19 protein-coding genes, 1 tRNA gene and 1 pseudogene are annotated in these 25,249 nt (G+C 37.0%); 9 read left to right on the top strand and 12 right to left on the bottom strand.

The features are described 5' to 3' along the window. Positions 1-215 precede the first annotated feature (215 nt). Positions 216-1,106: an ATP-grasp fold amidoligase family protein gene (locus tag BTN98_RS02015; RefSeq protein WP_060997121.1), complete on the bottom strand. Its 891-nt coding sequence runs from the start codon at positions 1,104-1,106 to the stop codon at positions 216-218. 76 nt (positions 1,107-1,182) lie between these two features. Continuing rightward, a complete protein-coding gene (locus tag BTN98_RS02010) occupies positions 1,183-3,300 on the bottom strand; it encodes a polysaccharide biosynthesis tyrosine autokinase (protein WP_060997122.1) in 2,118 nt (705 codons plus the stop codon). A gap of 878 nt (positions 3,301-4,178) precedes the next feature. Here BTN98_RS02010 and BTN98_RS02005 point away from each other — a divergent pair. Then, complete coding sequence (locus BTN98_RS02005) at positions 4,179-4,715, top strand: LA_2272 family surface repeat-containing protein (RefSeq protein WP_060997123.1); 537 nt, start codon at positions 4,179-4,181, stop codon at positions 4,713-4,715. A gap of 54 nt (positions 4,716-4,769) precedes the next feature. On the opposite strand, the gene BTN98_RS02000 is transcribed toward BTN98_RS02005, so the two are convergent. Next, positions 4,770-4,845: transfer RNA gene (locus BTN98_RS02000), tRNA-Ala, on the bottom strand. Positions 4,846-4,987: 142 nt separating this feature from the next. After that, positions 4,988-6,412, bottom strand: a complete 1,425-nt coding sequence (gene gltX / locus BTN98_RS01995; RefSeq protein ID WP_060997124.1) for a glutamate--tRNA ligase — start codon at positions 6,410-6,412, stop codon at positions 4,988-4,990. Positions 6,413-6,746: 334 nt separating this feature from the next. On the opposite strand from gltX, the gene BTN98_RS20240 reads away from it, so the two are divergent. Beyond that, the gene (locus tag BTN98_RS20240) at positions 6,747-6,917 is read left to right on the top strand and encodes a hypothetical protein (protein WP_156451826.1); all 171 of its coding nucleotides are present in this window, start codon (positions 6,747-6,749) and stop codon (positions 6,915-6,917) included. Between the two features lie 85 nt (positions 6,918-7,002). Here BTN98_RS20240 and BTN98_RS01990 read toward each other — a convergent pair whose 3' ends face one another. The 3 genes and pseudogenes from BTN98_RS01990 to BTN98_RS01980 form a co-directional block, all read right to left on the bottom strand. After that, on the bottom strand, positions 7,003-7,695 hold the full coding sequence (locus BTN98_RS01990) for a DUF2057 family protein (protein ID WP_060997125.1): 693 nt from the start codon (positions 7,693-7,695) through the stop codon (positions 7,003-7,005). A 73-nt stretch (positions 7,696-7,768) separates the two neighbouring features. Next, a complete protein-coding gene (locus BTN98_RS01985; RefSeq protein WP_060997126.1) occupies positions 7,769-8,833 on the bottom strand; it encodes a porin in 1,065 nt (354 codons plus the stop codon). Positions 8,834-9,369: 536 nt separating this feature from the next. After that, positions 9,370-10,242 (bottom strand): annotated as a pseudogene (locus BTN98_RS01980) (helix-hairpin-helix domain-containing protein); the annotation flags it as partial. A gap of 115 nt (positions 10,243-10,357) precedes the next feature. Here BTN98_RS01980 and BTN98_RS01975 point away from each other — a divergent pair. Genes BTN98_RS01975 through BTN98_RS01960 form a run of 4 tightly spaced genes read left to right on the top strand, consistent with a single transcriptional unit; the run spans position 10,358 to position 16,358 of the window. Further along, positions 10,358-12,484 carry a hypothetical protein gene (locus tag BTN98_RS01975; protein ID WP_060997127.1) on the top strand — a complete coding sequence of 709 codons (2,127 nt, stop codon included), beginning with the start codon at positions 10,358-10,360 and terminating at the stop codon, positions 12,482-12,484. A 1-nt stretch (position 12,485) separates the two neighbouring features. Beyond that, on the top strand, positions 12,486-14,456 hold the full coding sequence (locus BTN98_RS01970) for a site-specific integrase (RefSeq protein WP_240616103.1): 1,971 nt from the start codon (positions 12,486-12,488) through the stop codon (positions 14,454-14,456). A gap of 19 nt (positions 14,457-14,475) precedes the next feature. Next, positions 14,476-15,003, top strand: coding sequence for a hypothetical protein (locus tag BTN98_RS01965; RefSeq protein WP_060997129.1), 528 nt, complete (start codon positions 14,476-14,478; stop codon positions 15,001-15,003). Then, a complete protein-coding gene (locus BTN98_RS01960) occupies positions 15,003-16,358 on the top strand; it encodes a site-specific integrase (RefSeq protein ID WP_060997130.1) in 1,356 nt (451 codons plus the stop codon). Before BTN98_RS01965 ends, BTN98_RS01960 begins: the two co-directional genes overlap by 1 nt. Before the next feature lie 36 nt (positions 16,359-16,394). Here the strand turns inward: BTN98_RS01960 and BTN98_RS20235 are convergent, their stop codons facing one another. The 5 genes from BTN98_RS20235 to BTN98_RS01935 all read right to left on the bottom strand — a co-directional run bounded on the left by BTN98_RS20235 (position 16,395) and on the right by BTN98_RS01935 (position 22,378). After that, on the bottom strand, positions 16,395-16,550 hold the full coding sequence (locus BTN98_RS20235) for a hypothetical protein (protein ID WP_156451827.1): 156 nt from the start codon (positions 16,548-16,550) through the stop codon (positions 16,395-16,397). A 120-nt stretch (positions 16,551-16,670) separates the two neighbouring features. Then, on the bottom strand, positions 16,671-19,238 hold the full coding sequence (gene hsdR / locus BTN98_RS01950) for an EcoAI/FtnUII family type I restriction enzme subunit R (protein WP_060997132.1): 2,568 nt from the start codon (positions 19,236-19,238) through the stop codon (positions 16,671-16,673). 36 nt (positions 19,239-19,274) lie between these two features. Next, on the bottom strand, positions 19,275-20,471 hold the full coding sequence (locus BTN98_RS01945) for a restriction endonuclease subunit S (protein WP_060997133.1): 1,197 nt from the start codon (positions 20,469-20,471) through the stop codon (positions 19,275-19,277). Continuing rightward, positions 20,471-21,955 (bottom strand): class I SAM-dependent DNA methyltransferase, encoded by a 1,485-nt coding sequence (locus BTN98_RS01940; RefSeq protein ID WP_060997134.1) that lies wholly within the window; start codon positions 21,953-21,955, stop codon positions 20,471-20,473. The genes BTN98_RS01945 and BTN98_RS01940 overlap by 1 nt, the downstream gene beginning before the upstream one ends. A 111-nt stretch (positions 21,956-22,066) precedes the next feature. Then, positions 22,067-22,378: a helix-turn-helix domain-containing protein gene (locus BTN98_RS01935; RefSeq protein ID WP_060997135.1), complete on the bottom strand. Its 312-nt coding sequence runs from the start codon at positions 22,376-22,378 to the stop codon at positions 22,067-22,069. A gap of 115 nt (positions 22,379-22,493) precedes the next feature. Here BTN98_RS01935 and BTN98_RS01930 point away from each other — a divergent pair, with 115 nt between their 5' ends. The 3 genes from BTN98_RS01930 (at position 22,494) to BTN98_RS01920 (ending at position 25,108) form a co-directional block, all read left to right on the top strand. Further along, positions 22,494-23,006: a hypothetical protein gene (locus BTN98_RS01930; RefSeq protein WP_060997136.1), complete on the top strand. Its 513-nt coding sequence runs from the start codon at positions 22,494-22,496 to the stop codon at positions 23,004-23,006. Next, entirely contained in the window at positions 23,000-24,379 is a 1,380-nt protein-coding gene (locus tag BTN98_RS01925) for a DEAD/DEAH box helicase (RefSeq protein ID WP_060997137.1), read from the top strand. Before BTN98_RS01930 ends, BTN98_RS01925 begins: the two co-directional genes overlap by 7 nt. A gap of 297 nt (positions 24,380-24,676) precedes the next feature. Beyond that, a complete protein-coding gene (locus tag BTN98_RS01920; protein WP_060997138.1) occupies positions 24,677-25,108 on the top strand; it encodes a hypothetical protein in 432 nt (143 codons plus the stop codon). The last annotated feature ends 141 nt before the right edge of the window (positions 25,109-25,249 follow it).

Here is a 25,249-nt window from a genome sequence, read left to right as displayed (position 1 = left end):
AACCAATGGAAACAATTGCGACAGATAACCAAAACACAACTTGGCTTATTTTAGTATTTGTCATCATATTTATTTAATCACAGTATAAAGTTAACTGGCATAATATATAACCATATTAATAACTTAACATAGCTATATATTATTTATATTTACAATTAAAAATATAACAAAAAACAACTTCGTTATTTTAACTTTATATTTATTAACTATAAGCCTTAGTATGATGGATCACCTTGCCATAGACGTCCGAGCCATAAGTCATAAACTTTATGACAGAAAGCGCCACGACCGCTACCATGTGCAAACGTTAATTCACCGAAATAAATAGCGCCATCTACATTATAAAAATCAACACGAGCATAACTAAACGGTTCAGCAAGCACTTTCGCAGCGGCGAGCATTTCATCATAATTTTTTGGCTTTTCGATTGATGTTTTAATACAAGCAGCTATATCAGAATGGAATGGTAACCAATTTAACTCTTCATCAAAAAATGAACGTGTATAGTTATCATTTCTTTCAAAATCAACCTGTAAAACAACTTTGAAGCTACCGTCATTTTGCTTAAAAGTATGGAATTTATAATCACGAATATCAGTCTCACCCGCTTGAGGTAATAACCTTTTTTCAACTAAAACTCTTGGCTTTATTTCACTATACCAAGGTTCATTTAACTGTTTTCCGTAATCTTTTTTAAGCTGATTATTTACATCATCTACTTTACGTTTAATCTCATCATCTGTTGCATTTACATCAATAAGATATACAGGCCCAGAATTATGATTCGCCTTTAGTAATAAATCACCTTTATCAGCTAAAATTTCTTTTATCTTTTCAACTGTTACATTGTCACCAACATAATAATTTTCAATAATATAATCTTCAGATAATTTTTCTGCTACATACTCTTTTGATTTGATCTTATCTGCACATATGCTAAATAATTCATTCTTATGATTATTCTTACGGTAATTTATTTTTTCATTAAACGTTTTAGGGTTTTTAAATGATGGTATATATCCAGTTTTGCGTATAAAGCTAAATTTAAATCTTAAATCATGAGCCAATTTACTTTTACTGCAAATTAAATTAATTATTTTTCTCATTACTTATTTCATCATATAAAAGGAGAATGATAATTATGGCAATTAGCTTGCCATAATTATTCTTTTAGCTAACGTATCAATACTTCTTAAAGATTGCTTCGTTGCTTGTTTTCTTAATGATCTTGTTCAAAACAAAACCATTAACCTCAACACCATTATCTTCAAACTTTTGTTTTGCTTGTTCGATATCTTTCAGTGCATCAGTACCATAACAACCGACCATAACCGTTGTGCCAACAGCTGCACCCACAATCGAAGCATCAACAACAGCAAGTACTGGTGGTGCATTGACAATGACAGCATCGTAATGTTCGGCAGCCCAAGCTAACAATGTCTTAAATTGATTTTGCATCAATAATTCAGCAGGTGAATGTGCATTCTCACCACCAGAAATATAATCTAAATTAGTAACCTTTGATGCTTTTACAACTGTTTTAATATCACTTTTACCGCTCAATAACTCAGCTAAACCATTTACTTGCTGACCATTAAGTACAGATGCAATTTTACCTTTACGCATATCAGCATCAATAATTAGCACTCGCTTACCCGCTTCAGCCATCAATGCTGCAACGTTTGTAACAACGAAGGTTTTACCTGATTTGGTTACTGCTGTCGCACTAGTTATTAGCACTGTATTATTATTAGCGTTATCCATCGCTAATAATAAACGGTTACGCAACGTACGTAGTGATTCAACAGAAATATCATTTGGTTCAATTTCAGCCAAAATAGCATTTGATACTTTCTTTGCTTTTGGTGTTTTTGGTACTGAAGTAAACACCGGTAAACCAATTGCTTTTAACTGCTGCGGATCAACAACGGTATTATTTAGAATAACGCGGAATAAAGCGATTAATGCACCTAAAATTAAACCAAGAATTGCAGGAGCAATAACCAACATAATACGGTTAGGTGCAACAGGCTTAACACTGCTAGAAGCGGTATCAATGATTTGTACGCTGGCAGAACTGCTCGCCTTAACAATATCAAGCTCTTGAATCTTGTTCAGAATTTGCATGTATGTTTGTTGGCTAACATCGACATGACGCGTTAAACGAATAATTTCACGTTGCATTTCTGGCATTTGATCAATTTTGTGCGTTAAGCGTGTTTTTTGAGCCAGTAAATCATTACGTTTTGCAATTAATGTTTTGTAAAGTGGATTCTCTTTAGTATAGCTACGTGAAATATCAGCCTCTTGGAAGCTTAATTGATTAATTTGACCATTTAAAGCAACTAACTCATCAAGCGATGACTTTGCTTGCAATTCCATATTAACTGATTGATTAGCTTCACGATACTTATTGAGCCTATCTTCAGCAGAGGTTAATTCTGCTTTGATTTTAGGCAGACGTGCATTTAAAAACTCTAAGCTCTTATCTGCGCTTGCTGCTGCACGATCAGCATTCATTTTGTAGTAACTTTCACTGATACTATTTAGAATGTCTTGGGTCTTTAGTCGATTCTGACCTTTTAATGACACCTCAATGATACCAGTATCTTTACCTTCTTCTGCCACTGTTAACGATTTTTGGTAGAAAGCAATAACATCAAAACGAGACAGCTTTTTCACAGTAAAGGTATCATTATTAACACCTACTAATGCTGTTACTAATAAACTGTAGCCTTGCTCTTTAATCGGTTGTCCCACAAAGCCCTTCAGCTTGATCTTACTATTATCTTCATCAGTAACGACAAACTCGCCAGTATCAACATTAGTAATTTTCAACTTATAAGTATTATGTTCTGCATTTTCTGGCATAGTAAAATGCGCAACTGTTGCACTACTTTCGCTATGTGTTAAACGTGCAAGTCCTTTACCAATAATAGGCAGGTAATCCGGTACAACAGATGTAGTCAAGTTCAACTTGTCGACAGCTTTACCGATTACTCGACGAGATTTAATTAACTCCATTTCAGTAACTGCTGATGACTCAGTAGTGAACTCTGTTGCCATCGCCTCTCCAAACGTAGAAGAGCCATCGGCTTTAGAATCAACTTGAATCAATACATCAGATCTATAAATAGGAGCAGCAAAAACAGAATAAATCAGACCTAATAAAGTAAAGACAAATGTAATAGCAAGAATAGATTTTTTACTATCTCGCAACACACCAAAAATTTTACCTAAGTCGATTTCTTCATTCGCTGTCGAAGAGGGTCTTACTTTTTTATTGCTAATGGCAGTCATGAATGGTTTCAATCCGATATGGTTAACTAAAAGGAAATTTAAAAAATTTTTGAGTAAATAATAGCGACAGTCAGCTGCACCTTAGGGTAATACTTACTTGAGTAATGAGCTGTCATATCGACAAATAAATAAGATATATACGAATGATTAAATACGCTACCGCCCTAAGGTTACAGCCCCTCATTTGCTTTATCTTACTCTCATCTTTTTTTCCGCGTTAAATCTATTTGCGTCCATATAAAAACCATCGAAATTACGAATACATATATGGCACTTAATTTACAATTACATTAAAGAATAAAATTCATTAACCAATAAATGTTTAATGGTTAATTAATTTCCATCCATACAATTGTTTTTAGACATGTCTACAATAAAGAAAATAATAAACCAACACCATTTAAAACTTTTGAATTAACCCATACTGGTAACATAAAAAAATAAAAACAATAAAAAACAATAAGATATAAGCGAGCAACCACTAACAATAAATTAAAATCAAAAAGAATATTAAAATAAAAAAAACCATTTAAGTCTTAAAAAAAACAACAATCAACAATTAATATATGCATAACCGATATTGCATTCACCCCATGAATACTTAGCGAGCTTAAAATCTATTTATTCAAACTTAACATAAAAGAAATGAATGTATTAATGATAAGAATTGCTTATAGCTGTTAATATACATTTAATACTTAATAATACTTTTACTTATATTAATAATATAAAATAACTCAACGACAATTAGATTGTAATTATTCTGTCAATTTTAAAAGCTTATTTTCATTTATTTAATTATGATTTTTATATGTATATTCTTATATTTGATATAAGCTTTTTTAAAATATTAACAACAAAGATCCTTGGAATATTATATGAAATTAATCCTAACAACTCTCGCCTTAACAACGGCAATTTTATCTCCAATGGCAGTAGCAGCAACCCCTGTTCAACTTTCATTACCGAGCGTTAATTTACCTGCAGGCAATGTTTCTGGCGCACGTTTAAACCTACTTTATGGTCAAACAAACCAAGTTACAGGGGTGAACTTCTCACTGTTGGGCTTATCAACTATTGATAACTTTACTGGTCTTAACCTTGGTTTAGCTTTTGGTGTAAACCACACCACATCAAACATGAAAGGCTTAGAGTTTGGTTTGGCTAACTGGAACGAAGGTAATGCTATCGGTACAGACTTTGGTTTAGTTAACTACACCGGCAATAATTTCACAGGTGCCCAATTTGGTAGCTTTAACTATGCTGGCTCTTTAAATGGACTTCAGTTTGGTTTAGTCAATGCTACCGATCATATCAATAAAGGGGTGCAAATTGGCTTAATTAACTATGACAAATCAGGCACTTTCGTAAGTAAAAATTTACCAGTATTTCCGATCATCAATGCGCGTTTTTAATTACTAATAAATGCAAAAAAACCTCGTCAGTGTTAACCGACGAGGTTTAAAATTTGGTGGAGCTAAACGGGATCGAACCGATGACCTCTTCGCTGCCAGCGAAGCGCTCTCCCAGCTGAGCTATAGCCCCAAAATGTTTAACTATAATATTGATATATTAAGATAATGTCACTATTGTAGTGCTAAAAATGTGATACGGTTTACGTTAGCTATAAAAAAACGGAAACATCAATGATATTTCCGTTTGGTGTTTATTTGAAATCAACTAAAAGTTACGCGTTAGCTTCACGCGCAGCAATATAGTCTAATGCCATTTTAATACGAGCAACAACACGCTCTTTACCGATCAATTGCATTACTGCATCAACTGATGGTGACTGGCCTTGACCTGTAACAGCAACACGTAATGGCATACCAACCTTACCCATACCTAACTCAAGCTCTTCACAAACTTGGGTCGTTACAGCATGTAAGTTTTCAGTTGTCCACTCATCAAGTGCTTCAACTTTTGCAAGTGCAAGTGCTAATGCATCTTTAGCTACTGGACGTAAGTGCTTTTTAGCCGCGCCAGCTTCAAACTCACTGAAATCTTGGTAGAAATAGCGTGATTGCTCAGCTAATTCAATCAACGTATTACAACGCTCACCAACAAGTGTGATCACTTCAGTGATTGCCGGACCATTTTCTATTGAAATCTGCTTTTGATCTAAATGCCATTGCAGGTATTTAGCAACATATTCAGGTTCAGCAGTTTTGATGTAATGGTTGTTTAGCCATAACAACTTATCAGTATTAAATGCTGATGCTGATTTGCTTACCGACTCAAGTGTAAAGCAATCAATCATTTCTTGTAATGAGAAGATTTCTTGATCGCCATGAGACCAACCTAGACGTACTAGATAGTTAAGCAATGCATGCGGTAAGAAACCGTCATCGCGGTATTGCATAACACCCACAGCACCATGACGCTTAGAAAGCTTAGCGCCATCATCACCCAAGATCATTGCACAGTGAGCAAACTCAGGTACTGGTGCACCTAATGCTTTATAAATGTTGATTTGGCGTGGAGTATTGTTGATATGATCTTCACCACGAACAACTTGTGTGATCCCCATATCCCAATCATCAATCACAACACAGAAGTTGTAAGTTGGGCTACCATCAGTACGACGAATGATTAAATCATCCAACTCACTGTTAGCAATCTCAATATGACCACGGATCTTATCATCAAAGATCACTATGCCTTCTTTTGGATTACGGAAGCGAATACAAAATGGTGAATCAGCTGTTGCTGCTGCATTAGCTGCAATAATTTTTGGATGGTTAGCATCATAACGCGGCTTAACACCGTCAGCCATTTGCTGTTCACGGATTTCGTCAAGTAGCTCTTTTGGACAGTAACACTTGTAAGCTTTATCTTCTGCTAGTAATTGATCAACCACTTCATTGTAACGATCAAAACGCTTAGTCTGGTAGTAAGGACCTTCATCCCAGTTTAGCTCCAACCATTCCATGCCTTCCATGATCGCATCAATCGCTTCTTGCGTTGAGCGTTCGATGTCAGTGTCTTCGATACGTAATACGAATTCGCCACCCATATGCTTAGCAAATAGCCATGAATACAATGCTGTACGCGCACCACCAACGTGCAAAAAGCCAGTTGGGCTTGGTGCAAAGCGAGTTTTAACCGTCATTGAGATTACCTTATGAATGATGGATGACACAGTAAAAACTACTGTGCTAAATCTATTGTGGAGTATTTTAGCACTGTAACCAAGATCTACAATCTTTGATCTGTTTCACAAGCCAATATCAATATAATTATTACGTTAGCACTAATGAATAATAAAGATGTGAGTAGTAAAAGTTAATTCATGAGGTTGGATCACCAATAAACAACAACAATCGAATGCGGCATTACACTTTTTTAACAATGAAAAATAAATCGTTTAACTTGCGAAAATGCAATAGCTAAACCAAAATGAGAGTGTAAATTTGCTATCAACCTCACAAAAAAAGGAACTAAAGATGAAAAAGATTTTAGGACTTTGCGCTGGAGCACTTTTGATGATGCCATTTACTCTGCAAGCGGAAAATTCACCAACAGGCCCTTTCGTTGAGTGCCAACTACAAAATGGTAATATTGAATTTATGCCAGCTATGTTTTGCGAGATAAAGAAAGGTAAGTATCATTATTAAATGATGACAGATAAAATTAAAGCGTAGGAATCACTCTATTCCTACGCTTCTAATCATATTTATCAATAATTGACTGCAGAATAAATTATTGTGTTACCGCCCAGCCTAAAAATGCTTTACGCTGCTGTGGCGTTAATTGTGAATAGATATTTTTAAGTTCTTGCTCTGCTGCGACTATTTTTGCTGGTTGAACAATAGCAACGGGCTCAACTGCTGTCGCTGGAGACTCAATTTTAACCAACTGTTTAGGTTTTTTCTTAGGCTCCACAAGTGGCTTTTCACCTGCAAATGCATAACCTTGTGACTGATTATAGTAAGCCAAATCTTTTAAATAATCACGTCCGAAAAGTGTGGCTGTATCACCACTGTTATTTCTTGGAAGTACATCCATTTTTGCATCAATGACATCACCGTTTGATGCAATAAGCTTCACTGTCGGATTCGCATCAAAATTACGTACATCGATTGAACTAACAACCCGCGCACCAGGGACAACTTTAAATTGTTTATCGTTTGCTGTTAATGTAATGACAATCGGCTCTGAACGGTATTTTTCTAATTGCCCTTGACCTTCGACTAATTTAGAGACGCGAACCACAATTTGGTTGAGACCATTATTTAGCGTTAAATCTTCTGTTTTTTCTAGGAGATTAAGGGTTTTATTACCGTTAACAATCACAGTTTCAACATCTGGAGCAAAAGACACATCAACAGCTGCGTGTGCACCATGCGCCATCACCATCGCGCTTGCTAATAATAGTTTTTTACCTAACTTCATATAACTCTCCTAATTAATAAACGAGCATTGATAACCAATGCTCGTTTATTTTTTTCTTCTAATTCAAATCAAATTAGAAGTAGTATTCAACACCCATAAGTAGGTTTGTTGAATCACCACCTTCAGTACCGCCATTCATGTTGTAATGACGAATATCTGTAAATAGGTATGCACTTGGTAGTAAGTAACCTAGACGTGCTGTAATTGCGGTATCATCAGTATCTGCTTGCTTACCTTTACCTGCGATATCAGCTTCGTTAGTACCTGCGTAACCAACTTTGTATACCCACTGACCGTTGTAAACGTACTGAGCTGTTGTAGACCATGCCCACTGACTGTTAGTACCTAGAGCAACATCAGTTGTCATGTACTTACCTGCAGCAGTTAACGTAATATCGCCTAGGAATAACGAACCACCAAAGATTGAGTATTGAGAACCAGTATTTGCAAGGAATGCATCATCATTATCCGTTTTTGCTGAGTTATCATAGTAGCCAGCGTGTACAGAGAACATGTCTGCAGAGTAAGATGCTGCAATACTGTATGCAACATTATCAGTAGATCCTGCCATGTTGCTTAGCGTTGCTTGAACGTTAAAGCCACCAAAGTTTGCAGAATCAAAACGAAGGTTGTTGTTAGTACGATCTTCGTATGACGCGCCAATATCTTGGTTCCAGTCAAATACGTTACCTAGACCAGGGTTTGAGTGTGGCCAGTCAACGTAATTATATGCAGCAACTAACTGACGACCGTATTTGAAAGAACCAATGCCATCAAATTGGAAACCAAGGAAAGTATCACGAGCACCTAATGCACCGTTATTTACATGTTTCCAGCTTTCTTCAGGGTTATAACCGCCATTGTCAGCATTACCACCTTCAATTTGCCATAATAGTGTTGGAGCAAAGTTATCAAACTCAACTGCGCCACGGAAACCGATACGTGATTCAATAACAGCAAGTACTGTATCTTCTGATTTATCCGCTTTTGGCATACCGTATTGAACAAAACCAGCCGCCTGTCCGTACATCTGTACTTTACCGTCTAGTAGATCGATTGCAGCGTTTGCACCAGTTGAAGCCATTGCTGCTGTTGCGATTGCAGCGCCAAGTAGCGTACGTTTGAACATGTTTTCCATGGAATAACTCCTAAAAGATATTAGCTGTTTACTTGCCCCTGAAAGGTTGGCCGCCGAAGGTGACAAGTAAATCTCCTATATGTCAGTCGAATCATTTCAACCGATTCATATTTTTTCGTTTTAAATTGAACTTTTAAGTAACTTCGGTATTAAGACTACTTTCGCAGCGCAAAACATCAATAAGAACTTACTTTTTAATAGTGAAAATATGATTGAGTGCAAACTTTTGGCACTATCGTGATCAATGTCATATGTTTTCTAAACCAACACGAAAATAAAAAAACACCCCTAATAAACAAAGAGATAGACAATTTAAAAACTATTATTGTGAACAGTGTCGTATTTCTAATATAGCGCTATTAGCAGTTTCATAAATAGTAAACTATGGATGTCAACCTCAAATATTTTTCATTACCACCATTAAATAAATACTAAAAATTAAGTTTATTATCACTAACAGCACACTAACATTGGCTAAATAACGACCAAAAAAAGCCTCACTTGTGTGAGGCTTCAATCTAAAATCGAATTATTTGTTAGCTGTTATTGATCAAATCAACCAACTGCTGTTCATCCCAAATTTCAATATTCAGCTCTTGGGCTTTGGTTAACTTCGAACCTGCGGCTTCACCTGCAACTAATAAATCGGTTTTCTTTGATACGCTACCTGTTACTTTAGCACCAAGTGCTTGTAATGCCGCTTTTGCGTCACCACGAGTCAATTGGGATAACGACCCCGTAAGCACCACCACTTTGCCTTCTAACGGCAATTCAACTCCAGCTTGAGGCTTCTCAATCGCAGGCCAATGAATACCTTGCGCTAATAAATCATCAATAACCGCAGTATTATGTGGTTCCCGGAAGAAATTGAACAAATGTGCAGCAACCACCTCACCAACATCTGGCACTTTAATTAATTGATCTTTAGATGCCTGACTGATTGCCTCTAAGGTTTCAAAATAATTGGCCACATTGGCTGCTGTCGCTTCACCGACTTCACGAATGCCTAATGAGTAGATAAATCGTGCTAACGTGGTTTGTTTTGACGCTGTTAACGCATCAATTAACTTCTGTGCCGACTTAGGCCCCATACGCTCTAGTACCGTAACAACCCCTGCGGTTAATTTAAATAAGTCAGCGGGTGTTGTTACCATTTCACGATCAACTAATTGCTCAATGACTTTTTCACCACAGCCGTCAACATCTAACGCTTTACGTGATACGAAATGTTTAAGCGCCTCTTTACGTTGTGCTTGGCAAAATAGTCCGCCAGAACAACGTGCAACAGCTTCACCTTCAACTCGCTCAACTTTTGATTGACATACCGGACACTCGGTCGGAAATACAATCGTAGTCGCATTAGCAGGACGGCGAGACTCAACCACTGCTGCAATTTGTGGAATCACATCGGAGTGTCACTTTTGAGTTCTATTTCATAATTTTATAAACACATAAGTTCCTTGCCAATTTCTAATTTTTCAACATAAACTTTACCTAATTGAAACTTTCAAATAGGTATAGTGTATGTTGACTGAAGAAAAACTCAGGTTGTTGTCAACTTATCTAATACCAGATTATTTCACCGTGGTAGAAAAGTTTGTTAACTGCCAAAAATACAATAGAAGGTTACTAATATTACATCTGCTAGATGCATATCAGGGGTTACTAGGCCCCCCTATAAAAAACAATGACAGCGCAGCATTAACAAAAGCATTCGTTCATATCCGCTCACATCTGTGCCAGATCCACACAAAATCAGTAGCTCACCAAAAACTCACCCTGCTTTATAGCCTAACAAAACGGCTAATCGACAAAGGAGTGTTCACAGAATATTTTATCTTCCCAGATAAACCCTACTCCGATTCAGCACATAAAGCTTACAAGGCTCAAATAATACCTAATAAGTATCTTGTAAAAATAAAATCCAAAAAGATCAACGCTGATGAAGAGTTTTACGAAACACTATCCAGAACCTGTTCTCTAGAGATAAGTCAGAGATTAAGAGAGCATGTCTACAATTTTAAGCAAATTAAACAACATAGAGGACCACTAAATAATTATTTAAATTTTGTATTTGCTGAAGATCCTAGATGGTACGAACATCCAAAAGTTATTGAAGGTACGCTACTTAAATTTCGAAATAATCTGCTGAAAAAGGTTTCTAGAAACACTGCTTATAGAAAATTTCAGAATGTAAAAAACGCCATCGCAGTCTTACGTGATCATAACCTTATATCTAAAGAAACAGATTTTCCTGACAATTTGAGAAGATGCGTAAAAACTCAGCAAGTGAGATTAAACAACCCTCTTCTATGTACCACTGACATTTATGATGAACGAGAAAAAGACCTTTTTAGAAATACCTCTGATTTCATAAAAGAACTAACCTCTGAGCTTGCTAACAATTTAAATCTCTTACTTGAAGAAGCAAGAAAAATAGTTTTGGATGGTTACCAAAAGTTTAAAGAACAAAGCCAAATAATCTCGAACAGTCAAAAAACAGAGTTCCTTAAACATCCCGATCTTCGAATTATAAAAAAGTACAACCCATTTTCATCAGCCTGTTCCTCAAAGACACTAAGAAAAAATAACCTTGTAGCTTACTTCGATCACTTTTATGAGTGCTTCATAAATGGTATGCCTAAACATGACCTTGAAGGCATTTCCTATTCTAAAGAAGTTCAACAACACCTTGGATTGACAACACGGGTAGCATCTGCGATGCAAACAATAATTATTGAAGAGTTAGGGATCAATCCTTACTCACTATACAACGTGAAAGTATATTCAGATGGTCACGGACATGAATTTATTCAAGTTACAGATGAGGGTTCAGTAAAACTTCGTGCTTTAAAACTCCGAGCGAGACATACTAAAACAAGAAATACTATTAGATCTTTTGTCGATCCAATCGATATCTCGGAACAGGATATTGATGCAGCTACTTGCTTAAAAATGGCTCTTGAAATGACCAACCGAGCGAGAGAATTTACAAACCAAAAAGAACTCTGGTTATGCACATCCAAATATGGCATTAGCAATCCGATACCTTCAACTTTTCAAAATCAATTCAAAAAAATCAGAGCAAAAGCTGCTAAAAAAAGCGAACTATTAAAATATGCTACGCTCACAAAAGTCCGCTCATCAAAAGGAGTTTGGATTTATTTAGATTCCAACGGTGACTCCCTAAAAGCTGCAAATTATTTTGGTAACACCGTAAAAACGACTCTTGCAAGATATATCCCAGACTACCTAACTGAATTAGTATATAGAGTAAAAATCAGGTCCTTTCAGCATGTCCTCTTGTTCATGGCCGTCACTCATGATGAATCGCCAGCAGATTCACTTCAATTAACTATTGCAGATTTTAGAACCCAAGTTATAAAAGCTTTCGACAATCCTGACATGGGAGGAACTCTTTATGAGAGCCTTAAATCACAAGGATCCGAACATGACACCTCTAATAATAAGTATTTTTGCATATCACTTAAAAATATAATACTAGCATTAAAATACGTCAAAAACGGTGAAGATCAAGATCTTAAAGATGATTGTATAGCCGCTATTTCTAAAATTTCAGAAGGCCCCATTATCTTGAAGCTACTTCTTAGACAAGCAGAGAAAAAACTTAACAGTATTGAGGATAGCTGAAATGGAAAAGACTGGATTATCTCCCCATAAAGAACTAAATGATCCGACTAAATTAGCAATTATAAACGAGGAGGACTGCTATCCCAAACCGAGTTGGATGCTTAATGAAAGCGTATTCGATACTACTTGGGTTATAGGGAAAACAGGGTATGCATTAGAAGATAATCAGAACCTTACTCGACGCCTTTCTTTTGCTAAGAACGTATCTCACAATGAAAAACTGACAGATAAAATTAATCAATATTTACTTGAGGATATAAGGAACAGTCTGCTCTACTTAAATACTAAAGGCAAAATAACAAGAGCGGAAAGAGCCTCAGATATATTGAGAACTACGTGTCACTTGATAGTTCACGCAAATGAACTACAAGGCCTAAAAAACCAAAAGCCAATAAGGAGCTTATCGGAAATTAGCTTTGAACACGTTAAGGACTATTTATTGTCGTTTAATGTAGAAAAGCATAATTTCGATAAGTGCTTGGACATTATTCTAAAGCGTTGGAATTCAAAAAGTGAGATCGATTGGGGCTCATTGAAAAAATCAATCACACTTACAAGCAGGCAGTTCAAAAGCTTAAAAGACAAGCTAATAAAATACTTAGAAAGCCAGCATGAAGGATTCAGAAGTGAAATTGGCTATACAGCACAATACCCCAATGCTTGCATTATTAAATTCGACATAAATTATGATTTAGCACCAAAAGTCAAAACCATATCAAATGAAATATCAAAACTTCATGCCCTGTTCACAGCACGACCTTGCCAAAAGTACAAATTCAGACATCCTGTTCAGAAGCTTTTTTCAAGTGGCTATACCATTTTCAATGAAGTAGTTGAACCTGAAAAAACCCCTCTTATGCCCGTTCAGATTTCTCTTTATACACTGTCCTCAGCGCTTCACTTTGTTCGAGCTTATGGGCCATCGTTAAGAAAATATCTTTCTTCGTTAAATAAGGCAGAAAAAACCTTAATCGATTCTAACGGTGCAAAAAAGCAGGTTGATAATTTACGAAAATACCAGAATATGGCTTTTAAAAACACCCCAATACCCGACGCCCTGTACGATCTAAATATTACTTCATGGCGTTATGAGAATGAGCTTGACCGTTATAAGAACGATTTTAGCGATGGCATATCCGTAGGAATAGTTGTCAGGCTATACATCGCCGCTATCTGGATACTTATCGCTAGTTTTTCTGGTGCCAGAACAACATCACTTATCACACTAAGACGGTCTTGTTTCGTGCAATCACCAATAGATGGATTATTTGATCTAATTTTGCGGATACCAAAAAGTTCTGAAAGATGGGAACTTGAAGAAGTACATAGACCGATCCCAGACATAATATATGATTACGGGCTGGAATTCGCTGCATTTGTAAGCGAAATTGAAGAAAGACGTGGTTTGGTTAATGACGATAAAGAATCATACCTTTTCACTCGAATGCTCAATGCCCGTTCAAGCACCGCATCTACCTATCGCCTAGAAACGCATGAACACCAGAAAGCATTTGGCAGAGACGCCTTGGACGATTGCTTAGATACATTTTTTGACTGGATCGAGTCTCCACTGAAAAATGGTAAAAGATGGTATGCAAGAACACACCAATTCAGACGATTCTTTGCTGTTTTATATTTCAATTTTACTGACGGAGAGGGACTAGATGAACTCTCTTGGTTTCTGGGACATGCTAACCTAGACCAGACATTCCATTATGCTGAAGTGGATCCAACTGATGAATGGATTGAAGAAGCTGAATTAACTATAGCTAAAATCGGAGCCTCTTTAAATAAACACATCAATGCAGATAATGCTATTCACACCATTGTTAATAAAGCAAGAAAAACATCAAATATATCTACTGTAATAGAACCTTTGGTACAAAAGCTAATTTCTGAGCATAAAGAAAAAACAAACAGGAAGTTCGTTTTTGCAAAATTGAAGGAGAGAACGTTTTCTTTTATTTCATAGACAAAAAAGGAAATTAACAATGCCAAAATATAAACTAGGTGAAACGTCAGAAGCAGTAAAAAACAGAAAAAATGCGATCACTAATTCAATAGAGAAGAAAGCTAAGTTAATTAATTCCATTAATTCAGTAGAGGATATATTCACATCACTGAATATTAAAGGAAACTTCATCGCAGAAGCATCGGTTCACAAATGGAGTGATGATGATTTGGGCATTATATCATACTCTTGGAATACAGCTCACGCTGAACATAATGCTCCCCCCCTCAAGATGCTTCAAAAGGCTATCAAAAATGCAAATAAAAAACTTGCAGATAGTGAAAGTCATGGAAACAAAAGCTCAATATACAAATCAAATGATAAAGCTTCAAATATACTTAAAAAGGAGAATGAAGAACTTAAAAAAGCTTTGGCAGAAGTATATCGTGCTTACATGCATCTTATCGAAAGCTACCGTGAAGACTTGGTGATAGATGATGCTATTAAAAACTTGATCCGAGAGCAAGCACAGATACTTGGAAAGCAACGTGTAGGGGAAGTTAAGTAATGTCGACAGTCGTTATTGCTAACCAGCCCAATCTTGGTAGCATCTTGACTAGTAGTAGAATAGCTGAGAGGTCAAAATGTAAACTTCCTATGATAATTACTAAGGAAGGAATGTTTGATTGGAATGCTAATGCATTCATTACTCATATTGGAGGAGGAGCAAGCGTATATAACATAAAGCCTCTTGCAACCACTGTTATTAAGAAGGCATACAACTTGAATTTATTCTGCTCTTTTCTAGAGAATGAGAAAATCAATGTTTATGATGTAAACGATAGTACGCTATATGAGTATATCGAACATCTCAAAGATAGAGGAATATTCGACGATACCATAATAAAACATATCAGAGTAGCTCTTGAATACATAGTCTATTTATCTAGGCGACAGCCTGAGGTCATGTTAGCTACATCTTATAAAGAGGATACAGGAGGTTATAAGGTTCACTATCAGAATAAGAAGATAACAAGAGGAGGTATTGAAATACCATACTTAACTCATCACTGTCTTAAAGGCTTAATTCATATAAGCTCTGATATTGAATTTATTCGTGACTACCAGTTAGAAATGTGGCTTGATGCGATTAATTGCACCACCTACCACCCTAACATTGACGATTTCCTTCTTAGTCGATGGCAAGCATTTACTACGTTACTTGATATTACGGGTTCTAGAATCACCGAAGTACACCAAATCACCAGATCAATAATAAAAGAATCTGCAAAAAATCTACTTAGCACCAAAGTGCCTATACTTAGACAGATTCCAATTATGAAAGGAAAATATAAAGGTAAAAAAAGAGAAGTTGAAACCACTAAGGAAGATATTCAAGTTCTGCTTTGGCACATCGAAATGGTAGAGAATATGTTTCCTGATATAAAGCATGATGCTATCTTTGTTGATTTAAGAACAGGAAAGGCTCTCAAAGCTACTTACTTAAAAAACTATGCTAAGAAAGTAATCAACGGTAGTAAATATTGCCGAGATCTCAGACACCTGACTAATCATTCTTTTCGTCACAGGTTCATCACACTTAGAGTTGCGAAATCTATAAAAAAATTAGCCGAATCTGGAAGTTTTCACAACATATTAACGGTTGCAGCAAATGCCTGTCGAAAAGTTACTATGCATGCATCTAATGACACACTATCAAGATATATACATATAGCTAATGAAATTAATGAGCCAGATTCAGATCAAAGTGTTGAGAGAGCCCCTATATCAACCCAGATCAAGGTTAGAGTAAAACACATGCTAAAAATCGCAGACTCTTTGAAGTCTGATGAAATTGGAGAAAAAGAGGCATTAGATTCTTTATTAACAACCTTATCAGAACTTCGTAGACTTTCTAATTGAACAGACAATTAGCAACAGAGCTTTTAATTTAATAGCTTAGTAGCAAGCGCAAAAATGGCTATCTAGTCCACAAAGACTACATTCGTCATTATACTGGCTACCATTTACCATTTTTTCTAGTTCTGGATTGTGGAATAATGCCATCCAATCGTCAGCAATTTCTTTTAGTTCTAATTCGATTTCCTCGTTCAACGAGTCTACTACATACTGCCACTTCACCCTATGAACCTATGGGACGATATTGCTACATTAAAAACAGTTTCGCAATACATCCCAACAGACTCTTATCTGATAAGTATGAGACTCAGCCCCCTACACATACAAATACTTCTGAAAACCAATAAACGTATCTCTAATTACCGCAGGAGATCCAAACTCCACAGCAGCGTCACTGATGGTGTCATATTTGAGTTCAACTAGACTACGCATTTTCTTAGCGGCTAATTCTTGAAAACCATCTTCAATGTATTTATCTAAAACGAATTCGATAAACTCAATTTGTTTGTCAGTAAACTCACTCGATATACTTGGTCTCGCGGTTGCAACGCGCTCTTTACGAGTGTGGGGTTCTCTGGCGTAAGCGACAAAAGACAATAAATCGTAAACATCACTGTCTTTGGCATCGATAATGTCTTTCATACTATCGAGTTTTTCATCATCGTAGCCAGCTTCTTGCAAATCAGCTAATAGCTTTTCGCGAGTACTTGGGTTACTCCATATCTCACGTAACTCATCTTCATTACCAAAAAATCTAGGTAAATCACCAAACAGTTGTTCAACAAATTGTTTTGCGGTGAGCATAGCGCCGTCAGCCCCCATGAATAATACGCTTTTCATATGCTGTATTTGACGCACCTTACCATCAGTTAGAGTAATAAATATCTTCTCTGGTTTGCCGTTCTCCTCTTCGCCATCGCCCGTATTACAACTACAAGGGGTATCTCCGCAGTTATTACAAGGTTCTGTAACACATTGGCATGGAGAGTGATGACAATCGCTACAAGGCTCTGGAGGGATTTCATTTTCGCAATTACATGGATTAAAGCCACACGTTTCACATAAACAGCTACAGGGCTTGTTATTACAGATATCACAAGGCTCTTCGTCTGGTTTTTCTTTTGGTGGTAATGGCTCACCATCCCATTCAGGATCAGAGAAGTTGTGGTGCGCTTTTACAAAGTCATACACAGTAAAAAATGATTTGCCATCGTACATACGTGTGCCACGACCAATGATCTGCTTGAACTCAATCATATTATTACACGGACGCATTAATACGATATTACGTACATTACGAGCATCGACACCCGTCGATAACTTACGCGAAGTCGTTAATATCGTCGGAATCGTTTTTTCATTGTCACAGAATGTGCGTAGGTCATTTTCACCCGCAGCACCATCATTTGCAGTAATACGCACACAATAGCTAGGGTTAGTCGTCCACCCTTTTTTTACTGCATATTGATTAATAAAGTCACGCACCATTCCAGCATGCTCTTGTGTCGCACAGAACACGATCGTTTTATCACGTGGATTAATATGATCCATCCAATACTGCACACGCTTTTGCTCACGCTGCGGCATTACAATGATGCGGTTAAAGTCACCTTCTTTATATACTCTGCCTGGTTCTGGTTCGCCTTTAAACGTAACAGCATCACCAGGGGTATACACGTACTCATCCATAGTGCCGACTATCGGATAAACCTTAAATGGCGTTAAAAAACCATCGTTAATACCCTGTTTTAAGGTATAGCTATAAACGGGATCACCAAAATATTTATAACTGTCAGCATTCTCTGTACGTTTTGGTGTAGCAGTTAAACCAAGTTGTACCGCAGGGGCAAAGTAGTCAAGAATATCGCGCCATGAACTTTCATCATTGGCACCACCACGGTGACATTCGTCAATAATGATAAAGTCGAAGAAGTCTTTTGGATATTCTCTAAATCGGCAGTTGCTAGTATCTTTTACTTGCTCAGAATCAAACTCTTCACTTTCTACTTCCTCAGCCTCTTCATTACCGCCAGAGTCCGTCATTAGCGTTTGGAAAATGGCCATAAATATACTGGCATTTTTCGGTACACCTTTGTTTTTTTTAATTTCAGCCGGAGTAATGCGCACTACTGCATCTTCACCAAAAGCACCAAAGTCGTTAAAGGCTTGCTTGGTTAATACATTACGGTCGGCTAAGAACAATATACGAGGACGTTTTTTTGCATTACTGGGGTTCTTAGCTGCTTGTAAACTCCAACGACTGTTAAACAGCTTCCATGATATTTGAAAGGCAATACAGGTTTTACCCGTGCCTGTTGCAAGGGTAAGTAGTATACGGTCTTTGCCTTTTGCTATTGCCTCTAACGCTTGGTTAATAGCGTTTTCTTGGTAATAACGAGGTTGCCAATCGCCTTTACATTCAAAGGGGATTTTTGCAAAGTTTTCACGCCAAGTACTAGTGAACTCGGGTTCACTTTTACCATCCTCACCATTAAAGGCAATCGCCCACATATCTTCAGGGCTTAAATAGCTATCTACTAACTTTTCATCACCCTTTAGCATATCTATTTGGTAAATGTCATGACCGTTAGTGGCATAAGCGAAACGGCACTGTAAGCGTGTAGCGTAGTCTTTCGCTTGGCGCACACCTTCGGTATAACTTAGCCTTTCACGTTTGGCTTCAACGGCAGCGAGTTTACGGCCTTGAAACTCTAAAACGTAATCAGCACTGAGTTTTGAGGCGCGTTTACCGCCCCCCAAAATACGCCCAGCCGTAATACTCACTTCACGGCGAATAATGCTATGGTCAGTTTTACCCCAACCATCTACCGTTAATTTAGGCGTGATTAACTCAGCACGGGTTTCAGATTCGTTTCTATCCATGACACTTACCTGTGTTATTAAATTTATTATCAATGATTACTTAGCCGATGTGGTTAACTCACCACTAAAGGCTTTTTGTAATATGGATTTTTTGAGTTCGTCTATCGTTACTAATTTTGATTTGTAAATTCTTTCTAAATCTTGTGATTGACTCGCTACTTGATTAATTTTAATAATAAATTCACGTTGTTTTTCGATAGGAGGAATAGATACTGAATAATTAAATAAATGAGTTCGGTTTACTTTAGGCATACCCGCTCTTCCAGAGCCAGATATAGCATAATCAGTGAAGTCTTTGCTCAATAATAAATAAAATAAAAAGTCCTTATCCATCACCTCCTTTATTGGTGACAAAGGATATATATCTGCACTGCATAGCCCTGTGAATTCAGGTCTACACACCTTCATCAAGTAAGGTCGGATTTTACTGTAAAGTATCATTGAGTTATCAAAAACAAACTTACCTGAGATGAGTCCTTCTTCTTTAGCTGTTTGGAGCTTAATGATTTCCCCTGTATTTGATACTATATTACCTGCACCAATATGTAATAGCTCTAAATACTCGTCTTCTTTCGGATCAATCAGCTTAGTATTTATTTCACAAATATCAGTCATTTTTCCATCAACCCAACCTTCACCTTTCTGGCTAAACACTTGTTGCAGATAGCTATCAAATAACTCGCGGGCATTTTTTAGGTTTTGTTCGGTTTTAGCGCGGGTTTGTTCTAAATCGGCAAATATGGTGTCAAGTAAAGCCACAATGCGCTTTTGTTCTGAGATTGGAGGATACGATATTGCCATTTTCTTTAGGTGAGAAGGTCCTACATTTTTTATGGCAGTCCCTGTTGAGTACCCAAGAAGCTCCTTAATAAAAGTCTCTGTTTTAAAAGCATAATAAACAAACTTTGTATCAAGGAATTCGGTTAAAGAGCGAAAACGTACAACACTTGTATTCATTAATAATGGTAAATCACTCTTTTTAACTATTGCAGAACGACCTATAGTCCCAGATATAGTGTATAAAATATCATTCTCTTCTACTTGAAAATGCTTCCATTTCGTAGTTGCGAGCTCATAGTTTGCACTTCGAGATTTAGACATATCAACGTATCCGTCTTGGACACAACGAACATTGATCATTGGGTAGCCACCATCTTCGTATTCGTATTTTCGAATACCAGGTCCTTCTTGAATAAATAAGACCTCATCAAGCCCTTTAGTTTTCCACTCCATTACAATAACTCCTGAATCTTAGCTAAAATCGCCTCAGACTCTTTATCAAGCTTTATAATGTCACCAATAATCACTTTAGGTTCACGCAGTGGCGCTTCTTCTGCAACATTCGGATTTTTAACCGATAGATCATAAGTGCTTTCATCAATATCACGAATAGCAACTGACCATGATTTATCTGAACCCCCTTTTTTCAAATCACCCATAGCGGCTTTTTGCAGCTTAACAAAGTCTTCTAAATCTTTATCGTTTAGTGGATTCGTTTTACCCATGTTACGACCGACATTTAGCTCATAGAACCATGTATTAAGCGTTGGTTCGCCTTTGGTAAAAAAGAGCACCACCGTTTTTACACCCGCACCTAAGAACGTACCACCTGGACAATCAAGCACGGTGTGTAAGTTACAATTTTCAAGTAACTCTTTACGCAGTGCAATTGCTGCATTGTCGGTATTACTTAGGAAGGTATTTTTAATAACAACCGCTGCACGGCCACCGGGTTTGAGCATTTTGATAAAGTGTTGCAAGAACAAAAATGCAGTTTCTCCCGTTTGAATAGGGAAGTTCTCTTGAACCTCTTTACGTTCTTTTCCACCAAATGGAGGGTTAGCTAGGATGATGCTGTGTTGGCTGCTTGGCTGAATATCTTGCAGATTTTCAGATAGTGTATTGGTGTGTAATACGTTAGGCGCTTCAATGCCGTGTAAAATCATGTTCATGATAGCGATAACATACGCCAGAGACTTTTTCTCTTTGGCATAAAAGGTATCGTTTTGAAGTGTTTGTAAATCACTGGTGCTTAGCTTCACTTTTTCGCGACCACCTTGACGCAAATAATCATAAGCCTCACATAAAAAGCCTGCAGATCCTGCCGCACCATCGTAAATGGTTTCACCGATTTTAGGCTGTATTACATCGATCATCGCTCGGATTAATGGGCGCGGCGTATAATATTCGCCACCATTTCGACCAGCATTACCCATGTTCTTGATTTTAACTTCGTATAAGTGGCTCAGTTCGTGTTTTTCTTTCTGTGAACGGAAACGTAATGAATCAATCTTTTCCAATGCGTCACGTAGTGAATAACCACTCTGAATCTTATTTTTTATCTCACTAAAAATTTCACCAATTTTGTATTCAATGGTATTAGCGTTATCAGCTCGTTGTTTAAAGCCTTTCAAGTAAGGGAACAATTGACCATCAACAAAATCCATTAAATCATCACCCGTTAAGGCGTTGTTGTGATCAAACTTGCCATCAGCATCTTTAGGTGCCGCCCAGTTGCTCCAACGGTATTGCTCTTCGATGATGTACTCGTAAGTTTCCATCATCATTTCCGCTTCTTGAGATTTAGTGAACTCAAGATCGTCGAGGTACTTTAAAAATAGCATCCATGAGGATTGTTCTGTGTAATCTAGCTCAGAAGAGCAACCTGCATCTTTGTGAAAGATGTCGTCGACGTTTTTAAATACTTGTTGAAACATGCTGTTGAATGTCCTGTCATGGAGGTACTGTTGGGAACGGTAACGGCTTATTTACCTGCAAACCCACAGAAAATTAAATTTGGAACTTAGGTCTGAATATACCCTTTTTCTTTAGTCTTTACTTTGACTTAGTGATGCTATGAGTGTTTTTCTTTCACTGTCTGTCATTTGAGAAATAATGCATGCTAACTCAGCTGAGCTTTCATCTTCACAGAAAAAATAATTTAAAGGCACGCCTAATTCATCAGCTAATAGCTTCAAAGTTCTTACGTCTGGGGTGTGTTTACCCTTTTCATACTGATTCATTCTGGGGCTAGCCGAACTTTCATCCATACCTATGCACACTCCCAACGCTTTTTGAGAGAGTTTCGCTTTTTTACGTGCGTATTTGAGTCGCACTGGAATTGGGTTATCGAATGACACTTACGCTTCATATCTCTTACTCTCACGGTAACTAAGATTTTCTTAGTTTTACTGATTTCTGTATACTAAGCAATCCTTAGTATTTAAGTGGTGTAAGTGGTACATGAAACGCTCTATGAAAATCAGTAATGAAATGCACAAGCTATTGATTGAAAAAGAAATGGATGGATTTTCAGTTATTGAGATAAGAGATGCATTTGTTTCTATTAATAATTCGTGCATTGATCTAGATGATGCTCGTCGTAAAGTTTACCGACAAATATTACGTTTAGTGAAGAATAATTGGCTTAGAAGTGAAGGGACTGGACAGAAAAAACGGTATTTTCAAACCGACCTATTTAACGGTATTCGAAACAATTTAGTTCAAAATGACACTCATATTACTATTTCTGCCATATCTGATTACTCAGTATTAAGGCATGAACGCAACCAATATAAAGGTGAGCTAGAAATTGTTTTTGGAGAAATTAATGAATATCAATCTCTTTGTAGTCGCTTTCCCGAGTTAGAATCCAAGTTAGCCCCACATCTTGAACGAGCAAGAGATCATTCGGCACAACTGTTAGGGAGGGTCAATGTATTAACAAATGTTCTCAACACACTCTCTGAGGATAACCTATCGTGCTAAGACAATGGCAGGTGAAATGCTCAGAAAAGGCATTACATAAATACAAAACAAAGCAAGCGCACTTCTTCTGCCAAGCAACCCCTGGCGCAGGAAAAACAGTGCTGGCAGCAGCTATAGCTTCTAGATTATTGCAATATGACATGGTCGATCTTGTACTGTGTTTTTCTCCATCGTTAACTGTCTCTGACGGAATAAAAAGAACCTTTTCAAAAGCTCTAAATTGTACCTTTAATGGGGGATTAGGTTCTATTGGACGATCTCTTACCTATCAATCAATGCAATTTCTTAACGACGAATTTTGGCAAACATTACGTAATCACCGAGTCTTTGTAGTTTTTGATGAGATACACCATTGTTCTGGCTCTGATATTGAAAATGCCAATATTTGGGGACAGCAAGTTCTGACTAAAATTCAAGGACTAGCCACGTACACTCTCGCTATGTCGGGAACACCTTGGCGTTCTGACTCTTTACCGATAGTAATGGGTGAATATAGTGATCCTGATGGCAAGTTATTAGTTGATTATCAATACACATTGAAGCAAGCAATCAATGATAAAGTTTGCAGAATTCCAAAGATTGTTTTGGTTGATAATGAACATCTAACAGTAACTAACGATGATAAGATAAAGTCGTTTTCCTCAATACTGGAAATGCTTAATCAAACTAAGACCTCATATCAAAACGTTATTCATAATCAGGATGCAATGGAGTACTTGCTTGGATTAGGTTGCCAAAAGCTCGTAGAGATACGTTCTCAATCACCTAATGCAGGAGGGTTAGTTGTCGCGGCTTCTGTTCACCATGCGCAAACAATTAAAAAGATACTTTCCGAAAAATACGCTCAATCTGTCTCAATCGTGACCTATCGCCATGAAGAACCTTTAACAGAAATTGAACGCTACCGACAAAGCAATACTCAGTGGATTGTTAGTGTCGGAATGATTAGTGAAGGTACTGACATTCCGCGCCTTCAAGTGTGTTGTCACATGAGTTCAGTCAAAACAGAATTGTATTTTAGACAGGTACTTGGGCGAATTCTTCGAGTTAATGCTACTACCGAACAACAGGCATGGCTGTTCACTTTCGCTGAACAAAGTTTAATTGAGTATGCAGAACAAATCGAATACGACATTCCCAAATCATGCATGTATGCAAAATGGGATAAATTTATAGATATTGAATCAGACACTTTACGTAATCATCTTAAAAAAGATGAGTTGTTAGAAGATCAAGATGAAATAGATTGTAAGTTAGCATGGAATAGCACAACTAGTAGTACTGAAAAGACATATAGCTCACTTGGAGTATTTGATGAACTTCGGCTTGGTACCTTTAAACAGAGGGTAATTTCGGCTTTTTTAATGTCTTGATTAGATGAAATTCTTTGATTAATCATTAAATGGTTAATGATTTCATTTGGTTGTTTTATACCCACTATTAATTAGACCAAATAGTCATTCATATCCGGCTAGCATGATTTTGTCATGGCCCTAACCTTATTATTCAAGTAAGCATAAATTAATAGATCTTTTATTCAAAGAGCTATTTAAGAGTAACAAAGTGTTACTCTTATCATTATTTTATATGCATAACTTAAGTATACTGACCTAAATATTTAATCTCGCAGCATAAAAGTGAGTGTTCATCAAAAGGAAGAAAGGAATACTATGGAGTTAGTAGCCAACGTATGGCCAGTTGTTGATATTACAACAGGATTTGTACAGCGATATTTCATTCGAGCATATGCTATTGATGCAGAAGATAAAATCATTAGTGCAGTACTTAATGGTCTCGCCTCCTCTGACTTTCGGATATCGAAAGTTTTCAAAATACCACCTCAATTTGAAATGATGTCGGAACACAGCACAATAAGTGGAATCGTATCTATAGATATGTTCCAACAGGAAATACCAATAATTTTAGAAGAAGGCTACAAATCTTTGGAGAAGGATTACTTAAGGATTCAAGGAGTCGATATATCTTCAGGAACTCCGCAGGTAGTTAACGTGGTTCCAAGGTTCCCGGAGAATCCGTACATACTCATCACAGTGCTAATTGAAACTATTGACGGCCAACTTATTCCACAATTAGGACAGTAATCATACCTAACTGGGTAATCAATCAGTTACTGAAATAGTCAACTAAAACTGTACATCTTTATAAATGTTTAAATTAAGTGGGGCATCCATCATCACTAAGCGATTCTGTCATATCTTAACAACCAGAATCGCTTCATGATC

The organism is Photobacterium aquimaris, from assembly GCF_002954455.1.
In the GTDB taxonomy this organism is placed as follows: domain Bacteria; phylum Pseudomonadota; class Gammaproteobacteria; order Enterobacterales; family Vibrionaceae; genus Photobacterium; species Photobacterium aquimaris.
The sequence above is the reverse complement of the archived record's forward strand: the minus strand, read 5'-3'. Positions and strand labels throughout refer to the sequence as shown.